Annotated in this window: 18 protein-coding genes; 8 read left to right on the forward strand and 10 right to left on the reverse strand. The window is 65.3% G+C overall.

Annotated features, from left to right (window positions below):
* The first annotated feature begins 79 nt into the window (after positions 1-79).
* Complete coding sequence (locus tag GIW57_RS23750; protein WP_329605734.1) at positions 80-7,345, forward strand: calcium-binding protein; 7,266 nt, start codon at positions 80-82, stop codon at positions 7,343-7,345.
* Between the two features lie 171 nt (positions 7,346-7,516).
* On the opposite strand, the gene arr is transcribed toward GIW57_RS23750, so the two are convergent.
* Positions 7,517-7,951 (reverse strand): NAD(+)--rifampin ADP-ribosyltransferase, encoded by a 435-nt coding sequence (arr, locus tag GIW57_RS01375; protein WP_236508962.1) that lies wholly within the window; start codon positions 7,949-7,951, stop codon positions 7,517-7,519.
* Positions 7,952-8,077: 126 nt separating this feature from the next.
* Entirely contained in the window at positions 8,078-8,329 is a 252-nt protein-coding gene (locus tag GIW57_RS01380; protein WP_089237467.1) for an accessory factor UbiK family protein, read from the reverse strand.
* A gap of 158 nt (positions 8,330-8,487) precedes the next feature.
* Between GIW57_RS01380 and GIW57_RS01385 the strand changes: the two genes are divergently transcribed.
* Entirely contained in the window at positions 8,488-8,826 is a 339-nt protein-coding gene (locus GIW57_RS01385; protein WP_032977217.1) for a P-II family nitrogen regulator, read from the forward strand.
* A 162-nt stretch (positions 8,827-8,988) separates the two neighbouring features.
* On the opposite strand, the gene GIW57_RS01390 is transcribed toward GIW57_RS01385, so the two are convergent.
* A complete protein-coding gene (locus GIW57_RS01390) occupies positions 8,989-9,648 on the reverse strand; it encodes an RIO1 family regulatory kinase/ATPase (protein ID WP_236508963.1) in 660 nt (219 codons plus the stop codon).
* A gap of 441 nt (positions 9,649-10,089) precedes the next feature.
* On the opposite strand from GIW57_RS01390, the gene GIW57_RS01395 reads away from it, so the two are divergent.
* Positions 10,090-10,995 (forward strand): aspartyl/asparaginyl beta-hydroxylase domain-containing protein, encoded by a 906-nt coding sequence (locus tag GIW57_RS01395; RefSeq protein WP_049465655.1) that lies wholly within the window; start codon positions 10,090-10,092, stop codon positions 10,993-10,995.
* Positions 10,996-11,199: 204 nt separating this feature from the next.
* Here GIW57_RS01395 and speE read toward each other — a convergent pair whose 3' ends face one another.
* Positions 11,200-12,054 carry a polyamine aminopropyltransferase gene (gene speE / locus GIW57_RS01400; RefSeq protein ID WP_032977218.1) on the reverse strand — a complete coding sequence of 285 codons (855 nt, stop codon included), beginning with the start codon at positions 12,052-12,054 and terminating at the stop codon, positions 11,200-11,202.
* A gap of 179 nt (positions 12,055-12,233) precedes the next feature.
* On the opposite strand from speE, the gene speA reads away from it, so the two are divergent.
* Both speA and GIW57_RS01410 read left to right on the forward strand, forming a co-directional pair.
* Positions 12,234-14,123 (forward strand): arginine decarboxylase, encoded by a 1,890-nt coding sequence (speA, locus tag GIW57_RS01405; protein WP_088101771.1) that lies wholly within the window; start codon positions 12,234-12,236, stop codon positions 14,121-14,123.
* A gap of 57 nt (positions 14,124-14,180) precedes the next feature.
* Complete coding sequence (locus tag GIW57_RS01410; protein ID WP_033832425.1) at positions 14,181-14,501, forward strand: DUF6122 family protein; 321 nt, start codon at positions 14,181-14,183, stop codon at positions 14,499-14,501.
* A 186-nt stretch (positions 14,502-14,687) separates the two neighbouring features.
* Here the strand turns inward: GIW57_RS01410 and GIW57_RS01415 are convergent, their stop codons facing one another.
* Genes GIW57_RS01415 through GIW57_RS01425 form a run of 3 tightly spaced genes read right to left on the reverse strand, consistent with a single transcriptional unit; the run spans position 14,688 to position 16,953 of the window.
* On the reverse strand, positions 14,688-16,007 hold the full coding sequence (locus tag GIW57_RS01415; RefSeq protein ID WP_236508964.1) for a HAMP domain-containing sensor histidine kinase: 1,320 nt from the start codon (positions 16,005-16,007) through the stop codon (positions 14,688-14,690).
* Positions 16,004-16,663 carry a response regulator transcription factor gene (locus GIW57_RS01420; protein WP_100462140.1) on the reverse strand — a complete coding sequence of 220 codons (660 nt, stop codon included), beginning with the start codon at positions 16,661-16,663 and terminating at the stop codon, positions 16,004-16,006. Before GIW57_RS01420 ends, GIW57_RS01415 begins: the two co-directional genes overlap by 4 nt.
* A complete protein-coding gene (locus tag GIW57_RS01425; RefSeq protein ID WP_312704660.1) occupies positions 16,663-16,953 on the reverse strand; it encodes a PepSY domain-containing protein in 291 nt (96 codons plus the stop codon). The genes GIW57_RS01420 and GIW57_RS01425 overlap by 1 nt, the downstream gene beginning before the upstream one ends.
* 148 nt (positions 16,954-17,101) lie before the next feature.
* On the opposite strand from GIW57_RS01425, the gene GIW57_RS01430 reads away from it, so the two are divergent.
* A complete protein-coding gene (locus tag GIW57_RS01430) occupies positions 17,102-17,536 on the forward strand; it encodes a PepSY domain-containing protein (protein ID WP_236508966.1) in 435 nt (144 codons plus the stop codon).
* Positions 17,537-17,714: 178 nt separating this feature from the next.
* On the opposite strand, the gene GIW57_RS01435 is transcribed toward GIW57_RS01430, so the two are convergent.
* From GIW57_RS01435 to GIW57_RS01445, 3 genes are all read right to left on the reverse strand, one after another.
* Complete coding sequence (locus GIW57_RS01435; RefSeq protein WP_100462142.1) at positions 17,715-18,206, reverse strand: hypothetical protein; 492 nt, start codon at positions 18,204-18,206, stop codon at positions 17,715-17,717.
* Between the two features lie 125 nt (positions 18,207-18,331).
* Positions 18,332-19,540 carry an FAD-dependent oxidoreductase gene (locus GIW57_RS01440; protein WP_236508967.1) on the reverse strand — a complete coding sequence of 403 codons (1,209 nt, stop codon included), beginning with the start codon at positions 19,538-19,540 and terminating at the stop codon, positions 18,332-18,334.
* Between the two features lie 12 nt (positions 19,541-19,552).
* Positions 19,553-20,047, reverse strand: a complete 495-nt coding sequence (locus GIW57_RS01445; RefSeq protein WP_100462144.1) for a lipocalin family protein — start codon at positions 20,045-20,047, stop codon at positions 19,553-19,555.
* A 183-nt stretch (positions 20,048-20,230) separates the two neighbouring features.
* Here GIW57_RS01445 and GIW57_RS01450 point away from each other — a divergent pair, with 183 nt between their 5' ends.
* Positions 20,231-20,479 carry a hypothetical protein gene (locus tag GIW57_RS01450; RefSeq protein ID WP_329605735.1) on the forward strand — a complete coding sequence of 83 codons (249 nt, stop codon included), beginning with the start codon at positions 20,231-20,233 and terminating at the stop codon, positions 20,477-20,479.
* Positions 20,480-20,569: 90 nt separating this feature from the next.
* Entirely contained in the window at positions 20,570-22,999 is a 2,430-nt protein-coding gene (locus GIW57_RS01455) for a DUF3772 domain-containing protein (RefSeq protein ID WP_236508969.1), read from the forward strand.
* Positions 23,000-23,421 lie beyond the last annotated feature (422 nt).

Consider the following 23,421-nt stretch of genomic DNA (forward strand, 5'->3'; position numbering starts at 1 on the left):
CGCTTCAGCCTCGAGCGGTCGCCTGCACGCATGTGTGTCATCCCTTCTCTCTGGCCTGATTCAACAAGGAGTGTGAACCGTGGCAACTTCCGTCATTACGCTTGAAGAAATTCAACAGAATGCGGGTGATCTCGCAGGACACCTGAACAATTTCATCGGTGGATTCTACGATGCATACAAGAACGGCTATGACCTGGCCGTTGCGCAGGGCCGGTCGTCGTTCGACTCCCAGATCGCAGGATTGGAGAGCGGAATCCGGGCCAACGCGCACTATGCAGATCTCAACGCGCAGCGCTACGCCAACAATCCAGACCTCAGCTTCTCCCAGACCTACCAGAATCTGGCCAATCACTACAACGCCATGGCTGACAGCCTGGTAACCCAGAGCATCCAGACCCAGGATCAGCTCAACGGCTTTCTGGGGAACATGAAGACCCAGGCACTGAGTGATCTTGGCACCTTCGGCAACAGTGCTGCTGGCAGAGCCCTCGGAGAGTATCTGGGGCCGGCGTTCGACGCGTACCAGATCGGCCAGGCAGCGCTGAACCAGGACTGGAACGGCCTCGGCAAGGCCGGCACCAGCTTGTTGCTGGCAGAGGCCTTCGGCTATGGCGCGATGGCTCTGCTGGGAGCCTTCGGCCTCACCGTCGGCCTTCCGGTGACCATCGCCATCGGGCTCGCCGCCGTCCTCGGTGGCTACCTGGGGGGCATGCTGTGGGACGAAGTGAACGGGCCGCTGCAGGACAAGCTCGGTGAACTGGGCGATTCGATCCGGGGCGACGATTATCGTATCGAGCGCTACGATCCCATCGCCCTGGACCTGGACGGAGACGGAGTTGTATCGACAATCGTTGATGGCGATCTGTCCGGCCCACTTTTCGACTACGACGGCGACGGCATTCGCACGGCGACCGGCTGGGTCGGTGCACGCGATGGTCTGCTGGTGCATGATATCGACGGCTCTGGTGCGATCGAGAATGGCAGTGAACTGTTCGGCGACCGCACGCGCCTGCGCAATGGTCGCCTCGCTCTCAACGGAATGGAGGCGCTTGCCGATCTCGATTCCAATGGCGATGGGTCCATCGACGCAGCCGACGCGACCTTCAGTTCACTGAAGATCTGGCAGGACGGCAACGGCAATGGCATCAGTGAATCGAGCGAACTGAAGACGTTAGCCGAACTTGGAATCACTCGCCTTTCCACGAACTTTGTAGGCAATGGGCCTGCCAGTGACGACGTGCCCGGCGGCAACCTGATGGGCACCAGTAGCTACACCCGCGTGGATGCTAACGGGGTGGAATCGACCCGGTTGATGCAGGATTTCAACTTTGACGCCGACACCATCCACAGCCGCTATGTGGATCGCATCGTGATTCCGGAGGCGCTGGCGGGGCTCGCGAACCTGCAGGGTATGGGGATGCTGCGGGACCTGCGCGAGGCGGCCTCGCTGTCGCCCGCGCTGCTCCAGGCAATCCAGGCATTCTCCGCAGCGACCACGCGCAGCGCCCAGCGTGAACTGCTGGGCGAGGTGCTCTACCAGTGGGCACGGACGAACCCCAGATTCAGCGATGACAGCATCGCCCTCTACATGAGCGGCGGACGCTATGACGAGAACTCGGAGAATGTGATCCGCTTGCGTCCCGGCGAGCAGGTATTTGTCGGCGAACCCGGCAGCATGGATGAGGCCTATACGCGCAAGGTGCGTGTCGTCGAAGCCATCCTTGGCATGGAGCCCATCAGCGCCGTCTTCTGGGGTACCGAGAACCTCAACAACTATGGCCGGGTCTACGATGCCTTCTTCGAAGGCAGCTACGCGCAGCTTGCACTGCAGACGCGCCTGCAGGCCTACATCAACAAGGTGACGCTGACCATTGACACCGTCACCGGAAAGACGGACGTGGACTTTGCGCCCGTCGACACGGTACTGCTGTCCCGCTATGCCGCCGACCGTACCAACGCGGCCATCGATCTGGTGGAGCTGGCCAGGGCATTGCCGCGACAGGTATCAGGTGCGGTCACCTGGACCCAGGGCGAGGCACTGTTGCGTGCGTGGGTGGCCGAGAACGCGCAGGACGCCGTGTTCATCCAGTCGCTGGAACAGGTCGGGCTGCGTCGCGGCACTGGTGGAGCCGGCGATGACACGATTCTCGGCGAGGACACGCCGGATGTATCCGAATCCATCTCTGCGGGCGCTGGCGACGACGTGGTATTCGGCGGTCAGGGCCGCAACATCGTGCGCGGCGAGGCCGGTGATGACGTCCTGTATGGCGGCGCGCAGCAGGACCAGCTCGATGGTGGTGCGGGTGCCGATACGCTGCATGGCGGAGCGGGTGATGACTCGCTGGACGGCGGTGACGGCCGCGACAGGCTCTTCGGTGGCACAGGCGCTGATTCGCTGAACGGCGGCGCCGGTGACGACCGCATCGATGGCGGCGCAGGCGATGATTATCTGGATGGCGGCACGGGCAATGATCTCTACGTGTTCGGCCGCGGGTCCGGCCATGACCGCATCTACAACCATGATGCTTCGCAGGGGCGCATCGACGTGCTCGAAATGGGCAGCGGTGTTCTCGCTTCAGACCTGAAGGTCTGGCGCAGCGGCGACTACCTGTGCATCCAGATCAGCGGCACGGATGACCGGATCGACATCCAGAACTACTTCCGTGACGACGGCAACAGCGCCTATCGCGTGGACCTCATCCGCTTTGCCGATGGCACGCAGTGGACGATTGCCGATGTAAAGCAGATCGTGCTGGTTCCTACCCCCGGGGTGGATGACCGGTACGGGTACGAAAGTGACGATGTGATCCAGGGCGGCGATGGCAACGAGTGGCTCAGTGGCCGAGGCGGCAATGACAGCCTGGCCGGCGGAGGCGGCGCCGATCGACTCAATGGGGATGATGGCGACGACGCGCTCGACGGCGGCACGGGCAATGACCATCTGTCCGGCGGGGACGGCGCCGATCTGCTTCTGGGCGGCGAGGGCGACGACTATCTCGACGGTGGCAATGGCAATGACCGGCTGGAGGGCGGCGCCGGCAACGACACTCTCCAGGGAGGAGCCGGCAATGACCGGTACCTCTTCGCCAGTGGCTTCGGGCGCGACGTGATCAACAACTACGACGCAGCGGTTGATCGCGTGGATACCATCGAGTTCCTGCCCGGCATCGACCCCGCCGACGTGCGGGCAACGCGGGTGGGCAACGATCTGGTCCTGCAGCTCGCTAACGGCTCGGACGTGCTGACGGTGCAGAACTATTTCGGAGAAGACGCTGCCGGTCCCTCCCGGATCGACGAGATCCGCTTCGCCAATGGTGCATCGTGGTCGGTGACCATGATCAAGTCGATGGTCCAGGCTGCCACCGCCGGCGACGACGTTCTGCGGGGCTATGAGGGCGACGATGTCCTGGCCGGCCTGCAGGGAAATGACGAGATCTCCGGCGGCGCCGGCGCCGATCAGCTTTCCGGTGGCGAAGGGGACGACCTGCTGCAGGGTGAGGCAGGCGACGACGTGATTCATGGCGATGATGGAAACGACACGCTTACTGGCGGCGAAGGCGCGGACCAGATCTTCGGCGGCAATGGCATGGACGCGCTGTACGGCGGAGCCGGGGCGGACATCCTGGAAGGTGGGGACGGCCGCGACTGGATGGCAGGTGACCAGGGCGACGACCTGCTCCTCGGCGGCACTGGCGACGATGAACTGCTGGGAGGGTCCGGCAACGATGTGCTAGCCGGTGGTCTTGGTAACGACGTGCTGGAGGGCGGCGAGGGTGACGACGAGTACCGGTTCTCCGCCGGCGATGGTCACGACCGGATCGTAGACACCGCGGGCGCCTCGACACTGCGGCTTCTGGGTGTCGCCGAGGGCAGCGTGGTCATGCGCCGGGAGGGTTCGACCCTGGTTCTCAGGATCGATCAGAACGGCGTGGATGAAGTTCGTGTCGAGGACATCTTCGATGTGGCCAGTGGGCTCGCAACGCGCGGCCTGCACCTGATCGTCGGAGATGCGACTCCGCGCTGGCTGGATGCTTCCGCGCTCGACCAGCAGGTGCTGCTGGCTACCAGCCACAACGACGTGATCGTAGGCAACGCCTTGGGCAACGTCATCCACGGCGCCGAGGGTGATGACCAGCTCCTCGGCGAAGGTGGCGACGATCTGCTCGAGGGCGACACTGGTGACGACCGGCTCCTTGGAGGAGAAGGCAACGATACACTTCGCGGCGGCGCGGGTGCCGACGTCCTCGATGGCGGGACCGGCGCTGACCGGTCGGAGGGCGGGCAGGGTGATGACGTATACATCGTGGATGATGCCGGTGACGTCGTGATCGAAGCCGCCGCGGAAGGAAGGGACATCGTGCACAGCTCGGTGAACCACGGGTTGGCAGCCAATGTGGAAGATCTCCTGCTTACCGGAAACGGGAGCATCGACGGAGCCGGCAACGAACTCGCCAACGTCCTGACCGGCAACGAGGGTGCCAACCGGCTGGACGGTGGCGCCGGCGATGACCAGTTGTTCGGCGGTCAAGGAAACGACCGCCTGTTGGGTGGCAGCGGCAACGACGTGCTGGATGGCCAGTCCGGGGACGATCACATGGACGGCGGTACCGGTGATGACATCTACCATGTGGACAGCCAGCTGGACAGCATCGTCGAACTCGCGGGCGAGGGACTCGATGTCGTGCATGCCACCAGCGACTACGCTCTGTCGAGCAACATCGAGCGGTTGGTGCTGGTGGAGGGGAGCAGTGCCATCACTGCCATCGGCAGCGCCGACAACAACGAACTGACAGGCAACAGCAGCAGCAATCGCCTAGACGGCGGGGCAGGGGCCGACCGCATGTTGGGTGGTCTGGGCGATGACACCTACGTGGTCGACCAGACCGGCGATGTGGTGGTTGAACTCGCCGACGAAGGCCACGACACGGTGGAATCCAGCATCGATTATGTGCTGGGCGATACCCTGGAAGATCTGGCGCTGACCGGCACCGTCAACATCAATGGTACCGGCAACGGCGGCAACAACCAGCTGACGGGCAATGCAGGCAACAACCGCCTGGATGGCGCCGCCGGTGGCGACCGTATGCAGGGTGGCGAAGGAGACGACTACTACATCAACGACAGCAGTGGTGACTGGATCGTCGAGCATGCCGGGGAGGGGGTCGATACCATCGAACGGCGCTATGAAACGAACCTGGTGCTCGCCGATGAGGTCGAGAATCTGATCCTGGCCGTCGGCATCCAGACCGGCAATGGCAATGGGTTGGACAACGTAATCACCGGCAATGCAGGCGCCAACACCCTGGGAGGCTGGGATGGCGATGATCTGCTGTACGGCCTGGATGGCAATGATTCGCTGTTTGGTGGCAGCGGCAGCGACACTCTGTACGGAGGCAATGGCAACGACTATCACGATGGCGGCGAAGGCATCGACCGCATGGAGGGCGGTGCCGGCGACGATATCTATATCGTCGATGACAGTGCCGACGTGGTGGTCGAGGCCCTCGGCGCCGGCAAGGACCAGGTGCAGTCGAGCGCCTCATACGTACTGTCGGACAACATCGAGAACCTGTTCCTGACCGGCGCTGACGCCATCAATGGCAGTGGCAACGCACTGGACAACTACCTTGCCGGCAACGCGGAAGCCAACACCATCCACGCATTGGGTGGCAACGATACTATTGTCGGCGGCGGTGGCAACGACACGCTGATCGGTGGCAGCGGCGATGACAAATACGTCTTCGACGCCAGCAGCGGTACCGATACGGTGAACAACACCGGCGGAGGCTTCGATGGCGTGTTCTTCACCGGCGGCATCAGCCGCGAGCGGATCTCGTTCAGCCGTGACGGCAACGATCTGCTGATCACGCTGGACAACGCCGCCACGCCGTCCGTCCGGGTCACCAATCACTTCCTGGGCGGCGACGCCGCGATCGACTACGTGCAGCCGGATGGCGGTTCCTACCTGACCACCGCGCAGATCAACCAGATCGTTGCCGGTGGCAGTACCGGCGGACAGTTCGACCAGGTCATTCAGGGAACCGCAGCGGGCGAGCAGCTGGCGGGCAGCGCCGGCAAGGATCTGATCGAAGGCCTGGGCGGTGCCGACACACTGTTTGGTATGGGCGGCAATGACACCCTGCGCGGTGGAGACGGGAATGACTACCTGTCCGGCGGCAATGGAAGTGGCAACGGCTCGGGTGACGATCGCCTCGAGGGTGGGCTGGGCAATGACACCTTGCGTGGCGAAGATGGGAGCAACGCGCTCGTCGGCGGCGCAGGCGACGACCAGTACGTCTACGGCGGCGGCATCGATGTCATCGACAATACGGGTGGCGGTACGGACTGGTTGATCTTCCAGAACGACATTTCGCTGTCCAAACTCGCCTTCGCCCGTGATGGCGACAACCTGGTGATCACCGTCAACGGCAATGCCACCCAGAAGGTTACCGTCACCAATCACTTCCTCGGGGGTGACATGGCGCTGGACTACCTACAGCCGGCAGGGGGCTCGGCGCTGAACACGGCGGCCATCAATGCGCTGGTGCCGGGCACCGGTGGCGGCAATCCGGGGGGCGGCAACGACGGCGACTATCCCTCACAGATCACCGGCACGGCGGCCGGCGAGCAGCTGGTCGGTACCAGTGGCCGTGATCGTATCCAGGGCCTCGGCGGCGACGACACCCTGTTCGGCATGGGCGGGGATGACAAGCTCGAGGGCGGCGATGGGAACGATTACCTGTCCGGCGGCAATGGCAGTTTCAGCGGCTCGGGCAACGACATCCTGATCGGTGGCGCGGGTGACGACCAGCTGGTGGGCGAGGATGGCAACGACCTGCTGTTCGGTGGCGTCGGCAACGACACCTACTTCTACCGCGCAGCCGGTGGCGTGGATACTGTGGACAACACCGGCGGCGGTACCGACTGGCTGTACTTCGACGGCATCGCGCGCAGCCGCCTGAGCTACTACCGTGACGGCGATGACCTGCTCGTGCGGGTAGACGCCGATGCCGGACAGCAGATGCGGGTACTGAAGCACTTCCAGGGCGGGCAGTACGCCATCGCCTTCGTGCAGCCAGGAGATGGGGGCAATGCCATCTCGGCATCGGCGATCGCCGGCCAGCTCAAGCCGCTGCCGGCCGCAGCCTCTCTGGCTTCGGGCCGCACGATGGACACGTCGGCCAGCGCTGAAGTGCGGCAGCTGATCGAGGCCATCGGTGGGTTTGCCAGCGATGCCAGCGCCGGGTGGAGTGAAAAGCAGGGTGTCGTGGCCGAGCCGCTGATGGGCCATGCTGGCTACGATCAGGGACAGGCCATGAGCGCATCCATGCACTACAGCCGGTGAGGAAATGGATGCCGAGGCGCAGTGAGGGCGCCTCGGCATCTAGCTGGCGGCGGATAGCTTGAGGCCCCTCGGGCGTTGACGATGAATGTCCGCTTCTGGCCGAAAGCAGACATCGTTCGAAAACCTGCTGCGTTGCTCTTCCGTCAGCCAAAGCAGGAGCCTTCCCCTCCATCAGTTGATGATCTTGCCGCTGCCGGAGGCGACAAACTCCCTCATCTGCCTGATGAAGTCTGCATCGTAGGCTTCCCACTCCGCAATCTCACCAACAACCCGCAACGGCTCCGCACTCCGATACGACCGCGTCGGATTCCCCGCAAACTTCTTGTTGGTCACATTCGGATCGTCCTCAAACGGCCCGGTTGGCTCCACAACATACACACGAGGCCGCCCTTCACCCCGGGCCATCTCCGCAGCCAGCCCCGCGCCCTTGGCAATCGTTGTGAAGTAGATGTGGTTCATCACCACGCTGTCGCGATAGTTGGAGCGGAAGCCTGCGCTCAGTAGCTCGCCCACCGCGAGGTCAGCGCGGCTGCCGTGATAGAACGGCCCGGCAACCTGGTCGCAGGTGTCATGCGAAACGGGTGTCCATTCGGTGTCCTGCGCCATCGGCACTGCCCCTACCTGTCCTGCCGGATCGACAGGCCGGCGAGTCTAGGGCGCCGGGCGGGCCTTGCGGCAAGGCCCCATCAGGGAAATACTCTGTAAGTGGGAGGCGCGGTGCGCCTCCTTTTTTCATTCTGCCTTGCTGCGGCCTTCAAGTTCGCGCACCGCCGTTTCCAGCGCATCCAGCTTCTCGCGGGTCTTCAACAACACCGCACGCTGCACTTCAAACTCTTCGCGGGTCACCAGGTCCAGCTTGGCCAGCCCCGCCTGCAGCGCGCTCTTGAAGGTGGCCTGCAGTTCCTCGCGCGATTCGCGCAGGCCCGGGGGCACCAGGTCGCTGAGGCGACGGGCCAGGTCATCGATTTGGTTCAGGTCGATCATGGGGTGCTCCGTGGGGTGGTGGGCCTGCGCATCCGGCGCGGCCACGGCTGTTCGGCAGTAAGGATACTGCTGGCCCCGGTCTGCCGGACAGGCGCTGCGGGTTTCGCACCGGCCGCGTTCAGGCGCTATCCTCCACGCCGGAATACAGGAGATAGACGATGAAGATGGTCATGGCGGTGATCAAGCCGTTCAAGCTCGACGACGTGCGCGAAGCGCTGGCCGAGCGCGGGGTCACCGGGATCACGGTGACGGAAGTGAAGGGCTTCGGTCGCCAGAAGGGCCATACCGAGCTGTACCGAGGCGCCGAGTACGTGGTCGACTTCCTGCCGAAGGTGAAGCTGGAAGTGGCGGTGACCGACGATCAGGTGGAAGTGGTGGTGGAAGCCATCGTGAAGGCGGCGGGCACCGGCAAGATCGGCGATGGCAAAGTGTTCGTGTACGACCTGGGCAGCGTGGTGCGTATTCGTACCGGTGAGCTGGACGCGGACGCGCTGTAAGCCGTTTTTGTAGAGCCGAGCCCACGCTCGGCTGGTGCAAAGAGCAGCCGAGCGTGGGCTCGGCTCTACAGAAAAGCGGTCGAGCAAGCTCGACCTCTACAGGTAAACCGGTAAAGCGGGTGAAGCGGTCGAGCAAGCTCGACCTCTACCAGAGCGGAGCGCTTACCGCCGCTTGGCCCACTTGTAGAACCGCTTCCAGCCCTGCCGCACAGCCGCCACCCAGCCCGGGTCGGCCACCATGGCCGCCTGCGCAGCACTCGGCGCCTGGCCGGTCACGCGCTGGCGCATCTTCAGCAGGTTCTTCATGTCGCTGCGGCTCAGCTGCCGGCTCAGCGGGTTGCGGCGCAGCCAGCGCGGTACGCGCCAGGCCGAGGTGAAGTCCAGCAGCACCGGCACGCCGGCGCTGACCACCACGTTGGTGCCATGCAGGTCGTTGTGGGTGATGCCGGCGGCATGCAGGCGGGTGATCGCGTGCTGCAGCTGCTCGAACACTTCATTGCCCACGGCCTGCGCGGTGCTGAGCGTCTGGCCGGGGATGAATTCCATGCCCAGTGCCAGGCCACCGAGGGTGCCGAGCAGGGCCGGGGCGTGCTTCCAGCCGCCCAAGCGCTCCAGCATGCGCGCTTCGCGGCGCACCATCAGCCGGGCGATCGGCGACACCGGGGTGCCACGGTAGCGGGAGTAGTCCTTCACCACCGCCGGACGGCCGTCCAGGCAGGTGCGGTAGACATCGGGGGCGAGGAAGCGCTCACCGCGCTTGAGCAGCAGCGGCGCCACGGCGTCATCGCCGCAGGACGGGGAGGGAGTGATGGAAGGGATCATGTGGGGTCTCGGGCGACCCGGTGGGCGGCGCTGAAGCGTCAAGCGAACCGGTACGACTTGGGGAACTGGCTAAACTTTCGTTAAGTCAATTTTAGTACCGGCGAGTTCGCTATTCCACGATTTGTCGGAGAAATGTCGGCGTCGTGGCTGGAACAGTTCGTCACATACATTCGGACAATTCTGTCTCACTTTTTTAAAAGGCATTAAATTTCAATAACTTGTGAGATATGGCGTTGCCGCACACACGGCCGCGCTGCGCGCCACGCACGCCCGGCTTGACCCCGGCGCACGGCCTGCCGACCATAAGCTGTTACACGCGACATCGACGGCCGCACCCACCCGGCACGTCCCCGTCTCCTGCCGCGTTCCCCCACTGATGCCGGCCCTGCGGCCGCATCGCCCTGTTTCACTGTCCGGCGCGTGCTGGAGGAAAGTGCTTTGATCATCAAAATCGTACTTGCGGCGCTGTTCGTGTCCTGCGTGCTGTACATCCACTTCCGTGGCAAGGTCCGTGCGCGCTGGTCGCGCCAGCTGCTGGACCACTCCAGCTTCATGGCCCCGATCAACGTGGTCATGTACATGTTCTCGAAGGTGCCGACCACGCCGTTCCTGGACCCGGGCAAGGAATTCCCGCAGCTGGAGCCGCTGCGGCAGAACTGGCAGATGATCCGCGACGAGGCGCTGGCGCTGCGCGATGCGCAGGCGATCGCTGCGTCCAGTACGTTCAACGATGCGGGCTTCAATTCGTTCTTCCGCCGCGGCTGGAAGCGCTTCTACCTGAAGTGGTACGGCCCCTCGCACCCGTCGGCCAAGGCGATGTGCCCGAAGACCACGGCGCTGCTGGAATCGCTGCCGGACGTGCGTGCGGCGATGTTCGCGCAGCTGCCGTCGGGCAGCGAGCTGCGCCCGCATCGCGATCCGTTCGCCGGTTCGCTGCGCCTGCACCTGGGCCTGGCCACGCCCAACAACGATGCCTGCTACATCGAAGTGGACGGCATCAAGAAGAGCTGGCGCGACGGCGAGTGGATGATGTTCGACGAGACCTATATCCACCACGCGCACAACGAGACGCCCGATGACCGGGTGATCCTGTTCTGCGATATCGCCCGCCCGCTGCGCTTCGGCCTGCCCGGCCTGTTCAACCGCTTGGTGGCGTCCACGCTGCTGGCCGGTGGTGCATCGCCGAACCTGCCGGGTGACCCGACCGGCGGCGTCAACAAGGCCTTCGGCAGCGTGTACAAGGTGCGGTTGAAGGCCAAGGCCCTGCGCGAGCGCAGCGTGGTGGCCTACCAGGTGATCAAGTGGGGTTTGGTGGTGGCGGTGATCGCCGGTATCTGGGCGCTGTAAGCGGACGGCCGCCGGGCATGGCCCGGCGCTACCGGATTCCGCGGGGCATGTTGTAGAGCCGAGCCTATGCTCGGCTTGGTCTACCGCAACCTGTCCGAAGAGCAGCCGAGCACGGCTCGGCTCTACAGAAGGCAAGAACCCGCGCTGTCGCCAGCGCGGGTTTTTGTTTTGGTAGGTGCCAACCTTGGTTGGCACGCGTTTCGATCAGCCCTTCAGCGCCGCCTTCACGAACGGCGGGGTCACCAGCACGCCGGTGTGCAGCGCGGCGGTGTAGTACAGGGTGTCGAAGGTCTTGGCGGCCGAATCGGCCTGGCGGAAGTCGAAGCTGCTGTCGCCCTTGCGCGCCAGGGTCACGCTCCACCAGCCGGTGGGATAGCACGGCTGCGGGAACGGCAGGGTCTTGAACGAGCCGAAGCCAGCCTTGCCCATCTCGGTGCGCATTTCGTTGATCAGCTCCAGCTGCATCAGCGGCGACTCCGACTGCTGCACCAGGATGCCGTCGTCCTTCAGGGCCTTGAAGCAGCTCTCGTAGAACGCCTTGTTGAACAGGCCTTCACCCGGGCCGACCGGGTCGGTCGAATCGACGATCACCACGTCCACGCTGCCGGCCGGGCAGTTGGCCATGTAGGCCACGCCGTCATCGAACATCAGCTCGGCGCGCGGGTCGTCGTTGGAATCGCACAGTTCCGGGAAGTGCTTGCGCGCCATCACCGTCACCTGCTCGTCGATGTCGCACTGGGTCACGCTCTCCACGCCCTTGTGCTTGAGCACTTCGCGCAGGGTGCCGCAGTCGCCGCCGCCGATGATCACCACGCGCTTGGGCGCGGCGTGGGTGAACAGCACCGGGTGGCTGATCATCTCGTGGTAGAAGAAGTTGTCCTTGCTGGTCAGCATGATGGCCCCATCGATGGTCATCAGGTTGCCCCAGTCGGTGGTCTGGAAGATCTCGATCTTCTGGAACGGCGACTGCACTTCGTCCAGCTTGCCGGTGATGCGGTAGCCGATGGCCGAGCCGGTGCGCTCGAAGTGTTCGATGTACCAGTTGCTGTTGTCAGTCATGGGAAAGCATTCCTGTTCGGAAGGGATGGAGCCGGGCTGAAGGCGGGGTGCCACGCATCCGGACGGATCGGCCCGTTCAGGTTGGAACCTGCCGCGGGCGCGGGCGCGCATGATAACGAACCTGTGGGCATATAGGCGTTATCATGCCCCCCCTTTTATTTGCCACAAGGCCGACTGCAATGACCGATTGGTCCCTCGACCAAGCCCGCAAGACCTACTCGATCCCGCACTGGGCGGATGGCTATTTCGACGTGGATCAGGCCGGGCACATGGTGGTGAGACCGACCGGGGCGGATGGCCCGGTGGTGTCGCTGCCCAAGGTGGTGGATGCCGCGCGCGCGGCCGGCGCCAAGCTGCCGCTGCTGGTGCGCTTCCCGGACATCCTCGGCCAGCGCCTGGGCAAGCTGCAGGCGGCGTTCGCCCAGGCCCAGCAGGATTGGGACTATCCGGGCGGCTACACCGCCGTGTACCCGATCAAGGTGAACCAGCACCGCGGAGTGGCCGGCACCCTGGCCAGCCACCACGGTGAAGGCTTCGGCCTGGAAGCGGGCAGCAAGCCGGAACTGATGGCCGTGCTGGCGCTGTCGCGCCCGGGTGGCCTGATCGTCTGCAACGGCTACAAGGACCGCGAGTACATCCGCCTGGCCCTGATCGGCCGCAAGCTGGGCCTGCAGACCTTCATCGTCATCGAGAAGCCGTCCGAGCTGAAGCTGGTGCTGGAAGAGTCCAAGGCGCTGGACGTGAAGCCGGGCCTGGGCGTGCGCATGCGCCTGGCCTCGCTGGGCGCCGGCAAGTGGCAGAACAGCGGTGGCGACAAGGCCAAGTTCGGCCTGTCCCCGCGCCAGCTGCTGGACCTGTGGAAGTCGCTGCGCGATACCGAATATGCCGACTGCCTGAGCCTGCTGCATTTCCACATGGGCTCGCAGATCTCCAACGTGCGCGACATCGCCAACGGCATGCGCGAAGCCACCCGCTACTTCGTCGAGCTGTCACAGCTGGGTGCGAAGATCACCCACGTCGACGTGGGCGGCGGCCTGGGCGTGGATTATGAAGGCACCCGTTCGCGCAGCTTCTGCTCGATCAACTACGGCCTGAATTCGTACGCCAGCAACATCGTGCAGCCGCTGGCCAATGCCTGCGAAGAACACGGCCTGACCCCGCCGCGCATCGTCACCGAGTGCGGCCGCGCGATGACCGCGCACCACGCGGTGCTGATCGCCAACGTGTCCGAAGTGGAACAGGCGCAGGAAGGCCGCGTGCCGGATCAGCACGACGACGAGCCGGCCTCGATCCGCCACCTGCGCGAGATCCACGAAGAGCTGGACGTGCGTCCGGCGGTGGAACTGTTCCAGGAAGCACAGCACTTCCACGCCGAAGGCCTGTCCAGTTATGCGCTGGGCCAGATCGACCTGCCGCAGCGTGCGCGCATCGACGATCTGTTCTATGCCATCGCCCACGGCGTGCGTGCGCGCCTGAGCTACGACGAGAAGAGCCATCGCCCGGCACTGGATGAACTGAACGAGCGCCTGGTCGACAAGTACTTCGTCAACTTCAGCGTGTTCGAGTCGATTCCCGATGCGTGGGCGATCGACCAGGTGTTCCCGATCGTGCCGATCGAACGCCTGAACGAGACGCCGGATCGCCGCGGCATCATCGCCGACATGACCTGCGATTCCGATGGCATGGTCAAGACCTATGTCGAGAACGAAAGCCTGGACAGCTCGCTGCCGCTGCACGCGATCAAGCACGGCGAGAGCTACCGCATCGGTTTCTTCATGGTCGGTGCCTACCAGGAAATCCTCGGCGACATCCACAACCTGTTCGGTGATACCGACGCGGTGGAAGTGCTGGCCGATGCCGATGGCTACGCCATTACCCAGCAGCGTCGCGGCGACACCACCGATGTGATGCTGGATTACGTGGGCTACAAGCTCGATGACCTGCGTGCGGCCTACGCCGACCGCGTGGCATCGGCGGACCTGTCGCCGGAGCGCGCGCAGGAGCTGTCCGAAGCGCTGGAAGCGGGCCTGACCGGTTACACCTACCTGTCTGACGAGCCACTGGTCTAAGGGGGACGGGAACGCCGGGCATGGCCCGGCGCTACCGGCGGTGATGAGTCCCGTCTGATGAGCGCGCGCGCGATCTTCCATCTGTTCCTGCATGCCGCCGTGCCAGCGTTGCTGGCATGGCTGTTCTGGCGCAAGCGCTTCGCCTCGGCGTGGCTGTTGCTGCTGCTGGGCTGGATCATCGACCTGGACCATCTGCTGGCCGACCCGATCTACGCCCCGAACCGTTGCAGCATCGGCTTCCACCCGCTGCATACCGCGCCGGCGATTGCCGTGTATGCGGGCCTGTGCGTGCCGAAGAAGACGCGGCTGGTGGGGATTGGCCTGATGATCCACATCGTGCTGGACGCCATCGATTGCTGGTGGATGCATCACCGCTGATGCTTGATGCGTGTCGACCAAGGTCGACACCTACCGGGGCGCACGATAACCCACGGAACTGACGCACTGCTTTGGTAGATGCCGACCTTGGTCGGCGCTCTTTATGCGTGTCGACCAAGGTCGACACCTACCGGGTGGCGCGTGATCCGGTAGCGCCGGGCCATGCCCGGCGAGCGCAGCGGCAGGTCACCCCACCGGCAACCACAACGTCGCGCGCAACCCTGGCTGCGCATTCTCCAACGCCAAACGCCCGCCATAACTGGCGGCGATATCACCGACGATCGCCAACCCCAGGCCGCTGCTGCTTTCGCGCTCATCCAGCCGCACGCCGCGCTGGGTGACCTGCGCCAGCGCCTCGACTGCCAGACCTGGACCGTCATCGCGCACATCGATGCGCAACTGCCCTTCGTCCGCACGCGCCGTCACTGTCACCTCCCGCTGTGCCCACTTGCCGGCGTTGTCGAGCAGGTTGCCGAGCATCTCTTCCAGATCGGCACTGGCGCCGGCGAACTGCAGATCGCTGGCAATGCCCCCGACCTGGAACTGCAGCGCACGGTCGCCATGCACCCGTGCCATCAACCTGCACATCGCCTGTGCCACCGCTGCCACCGGCGTGCGCTCGCGATGATCGGCGGTCAGTCCGGCGGCGAGATAGCGATCGACGCTGGCCTGCATGCGCGCGCCCTGCTCGCGCAGCGTCGCGCGCCACTCGCGGCCTTCGCCATCGGCTTCGGCGGCAAGCACGCTCAGCGGTGTTTTCAGCGCATGCGCCAAGTCCTGTGCGCTGGTACGTGCGCGCGCGACCATCCGTTGCTGGTGGTCCAGCAGCGCATTGAGTTCCTCACCCAACGGCGCGATTTCAGCGCCCAGTCCCGCCGTATCGATGCGCTGTGCATCACCGCGGCGCACACGTTCCAACTGCGTACCGAGACGTTGCAGCGGGCGCAGGCCGAAATGCACCTGGCTGGCCAGTACCGCCAGCCACGCGGCAACCAGTACCGCCAGCGCCATCGCGCTGCGTTGGCGGAACGCGGCGACGTCCGCGTCCAGTGCGCTGCGGTCGGTGGCGACCACGGCAACATAGGGTTCGTTCGCGCGGGGCAGGCGCACCTGCTGCACGCGCGCGCGCAGCGACTGCTGCAGCGGGCCGGGAAGATTGCGTGCGGTCGGGCCCGCAGCCGACGCGGCCAGTGTTTCATCCCACAGCGAACGCGACTGCAGCAACACCTTGCCGCTGCCATCGGCGATCTGCCAGTAGGCGCCGGAGAACACACGCTGGAAGCGCGCGTCGTTGGGTTCCTGGCGCAGCTGCAGCTGGCCGTCGGCATCGATCTCGGCCTGCGCCAGCAGGGTCAGCATGTCCTGCTGCAGTTCGTTGTCCAGGCGGTCGCGCGCGCTGCGCTTGAACAGTTCGCCCAGCAGCGCACTGGCCAGTGCCGAGACCAGCAGCAGGCCGATGCCACCGGCCAGCAGCAGCCGGCGTCGCAGTGACGGTTGCCGGCTCACGGCGCGGCCAACCGCCAGCCCTGGCCGCGTACGGTCTGGATCAGGTCGGTGCCGAGCTTGCGGCGCACGCGTCCCAGCAGCACGTCCAGTGCATTCGAATCAGGATCGTGGCCGCCATCGAACACATGTTCGCCCAGACGGTCGCGGCCGATCACCTGGCCGCTGTGGTGGATGAAGTAGCTGAGCAGGCGGAATTCCTGTGGACTCAGTGCCAGTGCCTGGCCATCCAGGTCGAAGCGCCCGGCATTGACGTCCAGCTGCAGCGGGCCGCACTGCAGGCGCGGGCTGGCGTGGCCGCGGCTGCGACGGATCAAAGCGCGCAGGCGCAGCACCAGTTCGTCGGCCTGAAAGGGTTTGGTCAGGTAGTCGTCGGCGCCGGCATCGAAGCCGGCCAGCTTGTCGTGCCAGCGTCCGCGTGCGGTCAGCACCAGCACCGGGAAGTCGCGGCCATTGCCGCGCCAGCGCTCGATCACGCTCAGGCCATCCAGCCCGGGCAGGCCCAGATCGACAATGGCGGCCTGCAGGTCTTCCACCTGGCCGATCTCCTCGGCCTGGCGACCATCGGCAACCACGTCGACCACGTAACCGGCCTGCTCCAGCAGCGGCTGCAGGCGCTCGGCCAATGCAGCATCGTCTTCGGCCAACAGGATGCGCATCAGTCGTCCAGCTCCGTCTTCAGCAGCCTGCCGTTGCGCGCATCATAGTCCAGCTCCACCACCACGCCGTCGGCGCGCAGGATCTCCACTTCGTACACGCCATCGTCCAGCTCCACTTCCAGCAGCTGGCCGGGGTGGCGTTTGAGTGCATCGCGCACCACGCTTTCCAGCGGCACGTAGCGGCCCTGTTGCACGGCGCGGCGCGCGACCTGCTGCGCCGGGTCCTGGGCAGGGCCGGTGGCGGTCGGGGCGCTGGCCAGGGCCAGCAGCAAGGACAGGGAAGGCAGGATCGGCACGTGGAGGATGGGGAATGGGGAACAGGCGCGAGTGTGCCGCCGCTGACTAACCATTGGCTAACAGCGCCGGCTAAGTGGCTGTTAACCACGCGGCGCATCGTGGCGTTGCCGGGATGGTCCGGCACCGAACAGGAGAACCCCCATGTTGAAGTCGCTCACCCTCGCCACTGTCGTTGCGTTCGCCGTCGCTCCCGCTGCCCAGGCCGCACCGCTGGGCATGGCCCAGGTCGAACAGACCCTGCGCAAGGCCGGCTACACCCAGATCCATGAGATCGAGCGCGATGACGGCCTGTGGGAAGCCGATGTCAGCCGTGCCGACGGCCGCTTCAGCGAGGTGTATGTGGACCCGAAGACCGGCGAGATCTTCGACGAGCATGACAGCCGCGCATTGCTGAGTACCGAACAGGTGCTGGCCAAGGCGCAGTCGCAGGGACTGCGTGAGATCCATTCGCTGGAACGCGATGGTGCGACGTGGTCGCTGGAAGCCCGCAATGCCCGCAACCAGCGTGTTGATGTGCGCCTGAGTGGTTATGATGGCCGCATTCTGCACAGCGAGCGTGATGGCTGGCTGGATTGATGCCTGCTGGGGTGGGTGTGTCGACCAAGGTCGACACCTACCGGGTAGGGCCGGCCGCTGGCTGGATTGAGCTGCGCTTCGGTAGATGCCGACCTTGGTCGGCACAGGGCCGGAAAAGCGTGTCGACCAAGGTCGACACCTACCAAGCGTGGGGTGTCCCGAACGATGGAGCGGGCCCTTACCAGCCGTAAGGCGGCGGGTAGTCCCAATAGCCCGGGCCACCACCGTAGTAGCCGCCACCGCCATACGGCCCGAAGAAGCCCGGGCCCTTGCCTTCGCTCACGTGGATGTTGACGTTGACCCCGCGGGTCTTGCCTTCATCGTTGGTGTAGTTCTTGCTGAGGTTGAGCGTGGCGGCGTTGTAGTGGGTGTTGCCGTAATTCTTGGCGTAGCCGATGCCGGTGGTGAAACTGCCGGACACCTTGACCTTGTCATCCGTCACGTCGGCGATCCTGCCGTCGCCATTCACGCGCGGGCCGGTCTTGTCGCCGTAGAACGTGCCCGGCGGATCCTGTTGCAGCGCCGGATCGTTGAGATAGCGGATCGGCGTCTGCGGCACGGACAGGTCCAGGCCGGAGGCCTGCGGCGCGGTGGCGCCAGCAGCGGACTGCGCCAACGCGGTCCCGGGCAGGGCGGCCAGGCACAGCAGCAGGGTCAGGGGGCGGATCATGACGGCGCTCCAACGGAGAGGGGCCGCGCAGCACGCGGCGGTACAGGCCGACGCTAGCAGGCGTTGCTTGAATGATGCCTGTCGGCGCCCGCTTGCGGTAGAGCCAGGCCATGCCTGGCTGCACGCTACAACCGCCCGAATCCAAACAGCTCCTGCAGCGGGTGTCGGCGCCGCTCGATCCCGGCCCGCAGCAGCCCGGCGCCGATCATTGAATAGGTGATGCCGTTGCCGCCGTAGGCCATGGCGAACTGCACCCGCTGGCCCCACTGCGCATGCGGCCCGAAGAACGGCAGACCGTCGGCGGTCTCGGCAAAGGTGCCCGCCCACGAGAACGCCGGGGTTGGCTGCAGGTGCGGGAACCACTGCAGCAGCTGCTTCATCAGTTTGCGGGCCTTGCTTTCCACCCGGCCATCGCGGCGGGCGGGAATATCGATGGCATCGTCCAGCCCGCCCACCAGCAACCGGCGGTCGCCGGTGGCGCGCAGGTACAGGTAGGGACGCGCGCTCTCCCAGACCATCGTGCGCTGCAGCCAGCCCAGTTCGTCGGCGTTGATCGGGTCGGTGATGAAGGCGTAGCTGCTGCGGTTGCGGGCTACCCGCGGGTCCAGCCATTGCTGGTTGGCATAGCCCATCGCCAGCACCACGTGGCGGGCGCGGATCTGCATGCCGGATTCGGTGCGCGCAGTCACGCCGCGCGTGCTGGGGGTGAGGGCATGCAACACGGTGCGGTCGTGGACCACGCCGCCGCGCCGACGCACACGCTCGAGCAGGCCATAGGCCAGACGGTACGGATCCACGCGCGCGGCCTGGCGGGTCAGCAGCGCGCCGCCGGCATCGACGCTGAAACGTTCCTGCAGCGCCTCCCGGTCCAGCCAGCGCGCATCCAGGCCGATGCCACGGCGCGCCTCGCCTTCGGCCATCAGCCGCGGTACGTCACGGCGGCGACTGGCCAGGTACAGGCTGTCCATCTGCTTGAAATCCACCTCCTTCAGGCCGCGTGCCACCTGGCGCAGGGCCGGGATCGCATCCGCGCATGCCTGGTAGGCCAGCGCCGCAGCGTCTTCGCCATACTGCGAGGCCAGCTCCAGCAGATGGGTGTCGATCTCGTACTGCAGCAACGCGGTACTGGCTGCGGTGCTGCCCCAGCCGATGTCGCGCTGCTCGATCACTGCAACGTCGTGCCCATGGGCCGACAGCTCATCGGCGATCAGCGCGCCGGTGATGCCGCCACCGACCACCAGCACATCGCAGTGCAGATCCTGTTCCAGCGGCGGAAAGGTCTGGATCAGGCCATTGCGCACCGCCCACCACGGGTAGCCACTCTTCAGGTCCATGCGCGTTGGTGCTCAGGCAGTGGGGTGGCCGGTATGCGGGGTCTGGATCAGTTCGGACAGATCGAAGCCCTGCAGGCGTGCGGCTGCCAGATAATGTTCCTGCACGGTGGCATCCAGCCGGGGCTCACGCGCCAGCAGCCACAGGTACTTGCGATCGGGGCTGCCGACCAGGGCAACGCTGTAGTCCGGCGCCACCTGCATCACCCAGTAGTCACCCTTGGCGAAGGGCAGCCAGCGCAGGCCCTTGGGCAGGAAGCTGACTTCCAGCCGCGCGCTGTCGTTGTCGATGGCGCAGGCCTCGCCGGTGGCTTCTTCGACCTCGCCGTCCATGCGGCAGCGGTTGGTGACACCCACGTTGCCGTTGTCAAGCAGCTGGTAATGGGCTGACACGTCGGTGCAGCCCTCCGGCTCATGGCGCATCGGCAGGCGGGCGATCTCGTACCAGGTGCCCAGGTAGCGGGGCAGCTTGAGGTCGGCGACGGTCTTCAGGGGCGGCAGGTCGGTCATTGTCAGGCGTGGCAGGAGAGGACCTCCACGATGACGAGGACACTGCCACGGGCGGGTGAAGCCGGGGCGAGGGCCATGTCCAGAACGTTCCGTCGCCTCGGCGGAGCGCGTGCCGTCATCGGTGCAGCGGTATGCTTCCGCCCAGCGCCGCGTTTTTCCGATCCAACCGCAGTGGAGGTGCCGATGTACCAGGTGATCCTGTTGAAGAGTGAAACCCAGTTCGCCCGCGAGCAGTGGCCGCAGGTCGACGATCTGGTGGACTACGAAGGCGTGGCCTACAGCCTGCGCGCTGGGCCGCGCCAGCCGTTGCCGACCGACCATGCCTGGCACCCGATCGCGGTGTACGCGCCGGATGAGATCACCGAGGGAGAATTCCAGGAGTGGTACGCGCTGCAGCAGTCGCAGGTGGAAGAGCTGCGGCTGAAGTACTGAGCCGCCGCCAGCCGCCAGCGCCTGCGCATCCGCCGTTTACAGCACCTGCCGTATAGTCGCGCGCAGGCGCGGTGGTCCGCGTGAACCGGTGTGGCTGGCTTGTCTTCCTTCTTCCGAACGATCCTGGTGCGTGGCCCCTGGTTGGGCCTGCTGTTGTGCTGCACGTTGCTGCTGGCTGTGCCGGCACTGGCCCAGGATGACGACCCCACACCGAAGCAGCAGCTGGCGCAGATCGACAGCACGCTGAAGGATGTTGCACGCAAGCGCGTTGACGCCGAGGCCACCGAAACGCTGGGCACGCTTTCGGAAAATGCATCACAGGCCAAGCGCGATGCCGAGGCGCTGGAAAAGACCCTGCAGCCGCAGCTGGACCAGCTCATCGAGCAGCTGACGCAGCTGGGCGATGCGCCCAAGGACACCACTGAACCGCCGGAGCTGGCCGCGCAGCGGCGCACGCTGACCCGCCAGCGCGATGCCCTGGTGGCATCGATTGCCCAGGCTAAATCCAGCGCCGTGCGTGCGCAGCAGCTGAGCGAGGACATCGACAAGCAGCGCAACGCGCAGCGCACCGAGGAACTGGGGCAGAAGGTCGCCTCGCCGCTGTCTCCTGCGCTGTGGACCAAGGTGGCCGAGCGCTTGCCGATCGATATCGCACGTGTCGCACCGCTGGCGCAGATGGGCCGGGACGCGCTGGTCGCCGGCATCCGTACCCACGGTTGGGGCACCCTGCTGCTGGGCGTGGTGGCCGCACTGGTGATGATGTTCCCGCTGCGGCTGTGGCTGCGCGCGCTGGGACGGCGGTTTGCCGCATCCGAACGTGCGCCTGACGGCCGACTGCGCCGCTCGGGGCTCGCCATGTGGCTGCTGCTGGTCGGTACGCTGTTGCCCGGCTATGCCGTGGTGGTGCTGATGGCGGCACTGGATGCGATCGATGCGATCGCACCGCGCCTGCAGGTGGTGGCCGAGGGGTTGGAGACCGCCACTTTCCGCGCGGCCTTCATCGCCGCGCTCAGTGCCTGCATGTTGGTGCCCCAGCGCCCATCTTGGCGGCTGTTGAATCTGGATGACACCGCCGCGCTGAAGCTGCGCAAATACGCCTGGGGTGCGGCGGCACTGGCCTGGCTGAGCACGGTGCTGTTGGCTGTCGACCAAGCTACCCGCACCAGCGATGTCACCACGGTGGCGCTGGACGGCGTGATCGCACTGACCTACCTGGGCCTGATCATGGCCATGCTGGTGACCCTGGCGCGCCTGCATCGGCGGCAGACCGCCGAGGCCGAAGCGAAGCTGGAAGCACAGGCCGACGGTCTTGGCGCACAGCTGCCGGTACGACGCAGCAGCTGGCTGGTGCTGGCCCGCGTGGCGGGCAACATCGCCGTGGTCGCCGCGATCATCGCCACCTTGATGGGCTATGTGAACTTCGCCAAGTTCGTGAACCAGCAGCTGATCGGCGGCAGCATCGTGGTGCTGGCGGCAACCCTGCTGTTCAAGTTCGTCGACGATTTCTCCACCTGGCTGCTCAACGCCGACAGCAAGGTTGGCCAGACCATCCTGCTCAGCACCGGACTGAGCGTGTCGAAGCTGGAACAGGCGGGCGTGCTGCTGTCGGCGATGCTGCGCACGCTGGTGGTGTTGATCGCCCTGCTGGCGCTGGCCGCACCGTTCGGCAACATCGGCACGATCGTTGAACGCATTGCCTCGCTGGCCAATGGCATCGAGATCAACAAGGACCTGACGCTGCAGCCGGGCCGCATCGTCACCGGCGTGCTGGTGCTGCTGGTGGGCATGGGCTTGACCCAGCTGCTGCAGCGCTGGTTGACCGATACCTACCTGCCCAAGACCGAACTCGACCTGGGTGCACGGAATTCGATCAGCACCATCGCCGGCTACGTCGGCATCATCCTGGTGGGCCTGTGGGCGCTGACCGCGATGGGCCTGAACCTGAAGAACCTGGCGCTGCTGGTCAGTGCGCTGTCGGTGGGTATCGGCTTCGGCCTGCAGGCGATCATCCAGAACTTCGTCTCCGGCCTGATCCTGCTGACCGAGCGGCCGGTGAAGATCGGTGACTGGGTGAAGCTGGGTGACCAGGAAGGTGATATCAAGCGCATCAACGTGCGTTCGACCGAGATCCAGGTGAGCGACAAGTCCACCTTGATCGTGCCCAATTCGGAACTGATCACCAAGACCATCCGCAACATGACGATGGGCAACAACCAGGGCCGCATCCAGATCCAGTTCGCGGTGCCGGCCAGCACCGACGTTGCGAGCCTGCGACAGGCGCTGCTGGATGCCTACGGTGCCCACAACACGGTACTGCAGCAGCCGGCGCCGTCGGTCTACATCGACAGCATCGCCGGCGGCCAGATCACCATCAACAGCTTCGCCTACGTGGCCAGCCCGCGACAGGTGTACGGCACGCGCAGCGATCTGTATTTCAGCCTGCTGCAGATCCTGGCCGAGCGGAACATCCCGTTGTCCACGCCGACGGACATCCACATCACCCGCGACCCGCCGCAGTAGGAGGGTGGGTCGGCAGGGCTGCGCCCTGCACCTACCGAAGCCGAAGCAACGGCAACAGCCGAAGCAACAGCAAACGCGGGTATTCCGTGGGGTGGCGGGGCGGTGTCGGATTGCGGGGACGCCGCAAGTACGTCCTTGTAGGCTTGGCAGCCGCTTGCTCGTGTGCGCTGTCCTGCGCACACGGCAAGACCGGGGTTGGGCATCCTGCCCAACCCGCCCGAGGCATGCCTCGGGCCCATGCGGCTGACACCCCGCAATCCGACACCGCCCCACCTTCGACAGTTTCCCGATGTCTGGTAGATCCACGCCATGCGTGGATGAATCTCCATCGAAATCGAATATGTCGACAATTGATCAAAAAGCATCCACGCATGGCGTGGATCTACGTGTCGACCAAGGTCGACGCCCACCAGAAGCAGGCC

This window comes from Stenotrophomonas sp. PA-6-5C, assembly GCF_021605635.1.
Taxonomy (GTDB): domain Bacteria; phylum Pseudomonadota; class Gammaproteobacteria; order Xanthomonadales; family Xanthomonadaceae; genus Stenotrophomonas; species Stenotrophomonas lactitubi.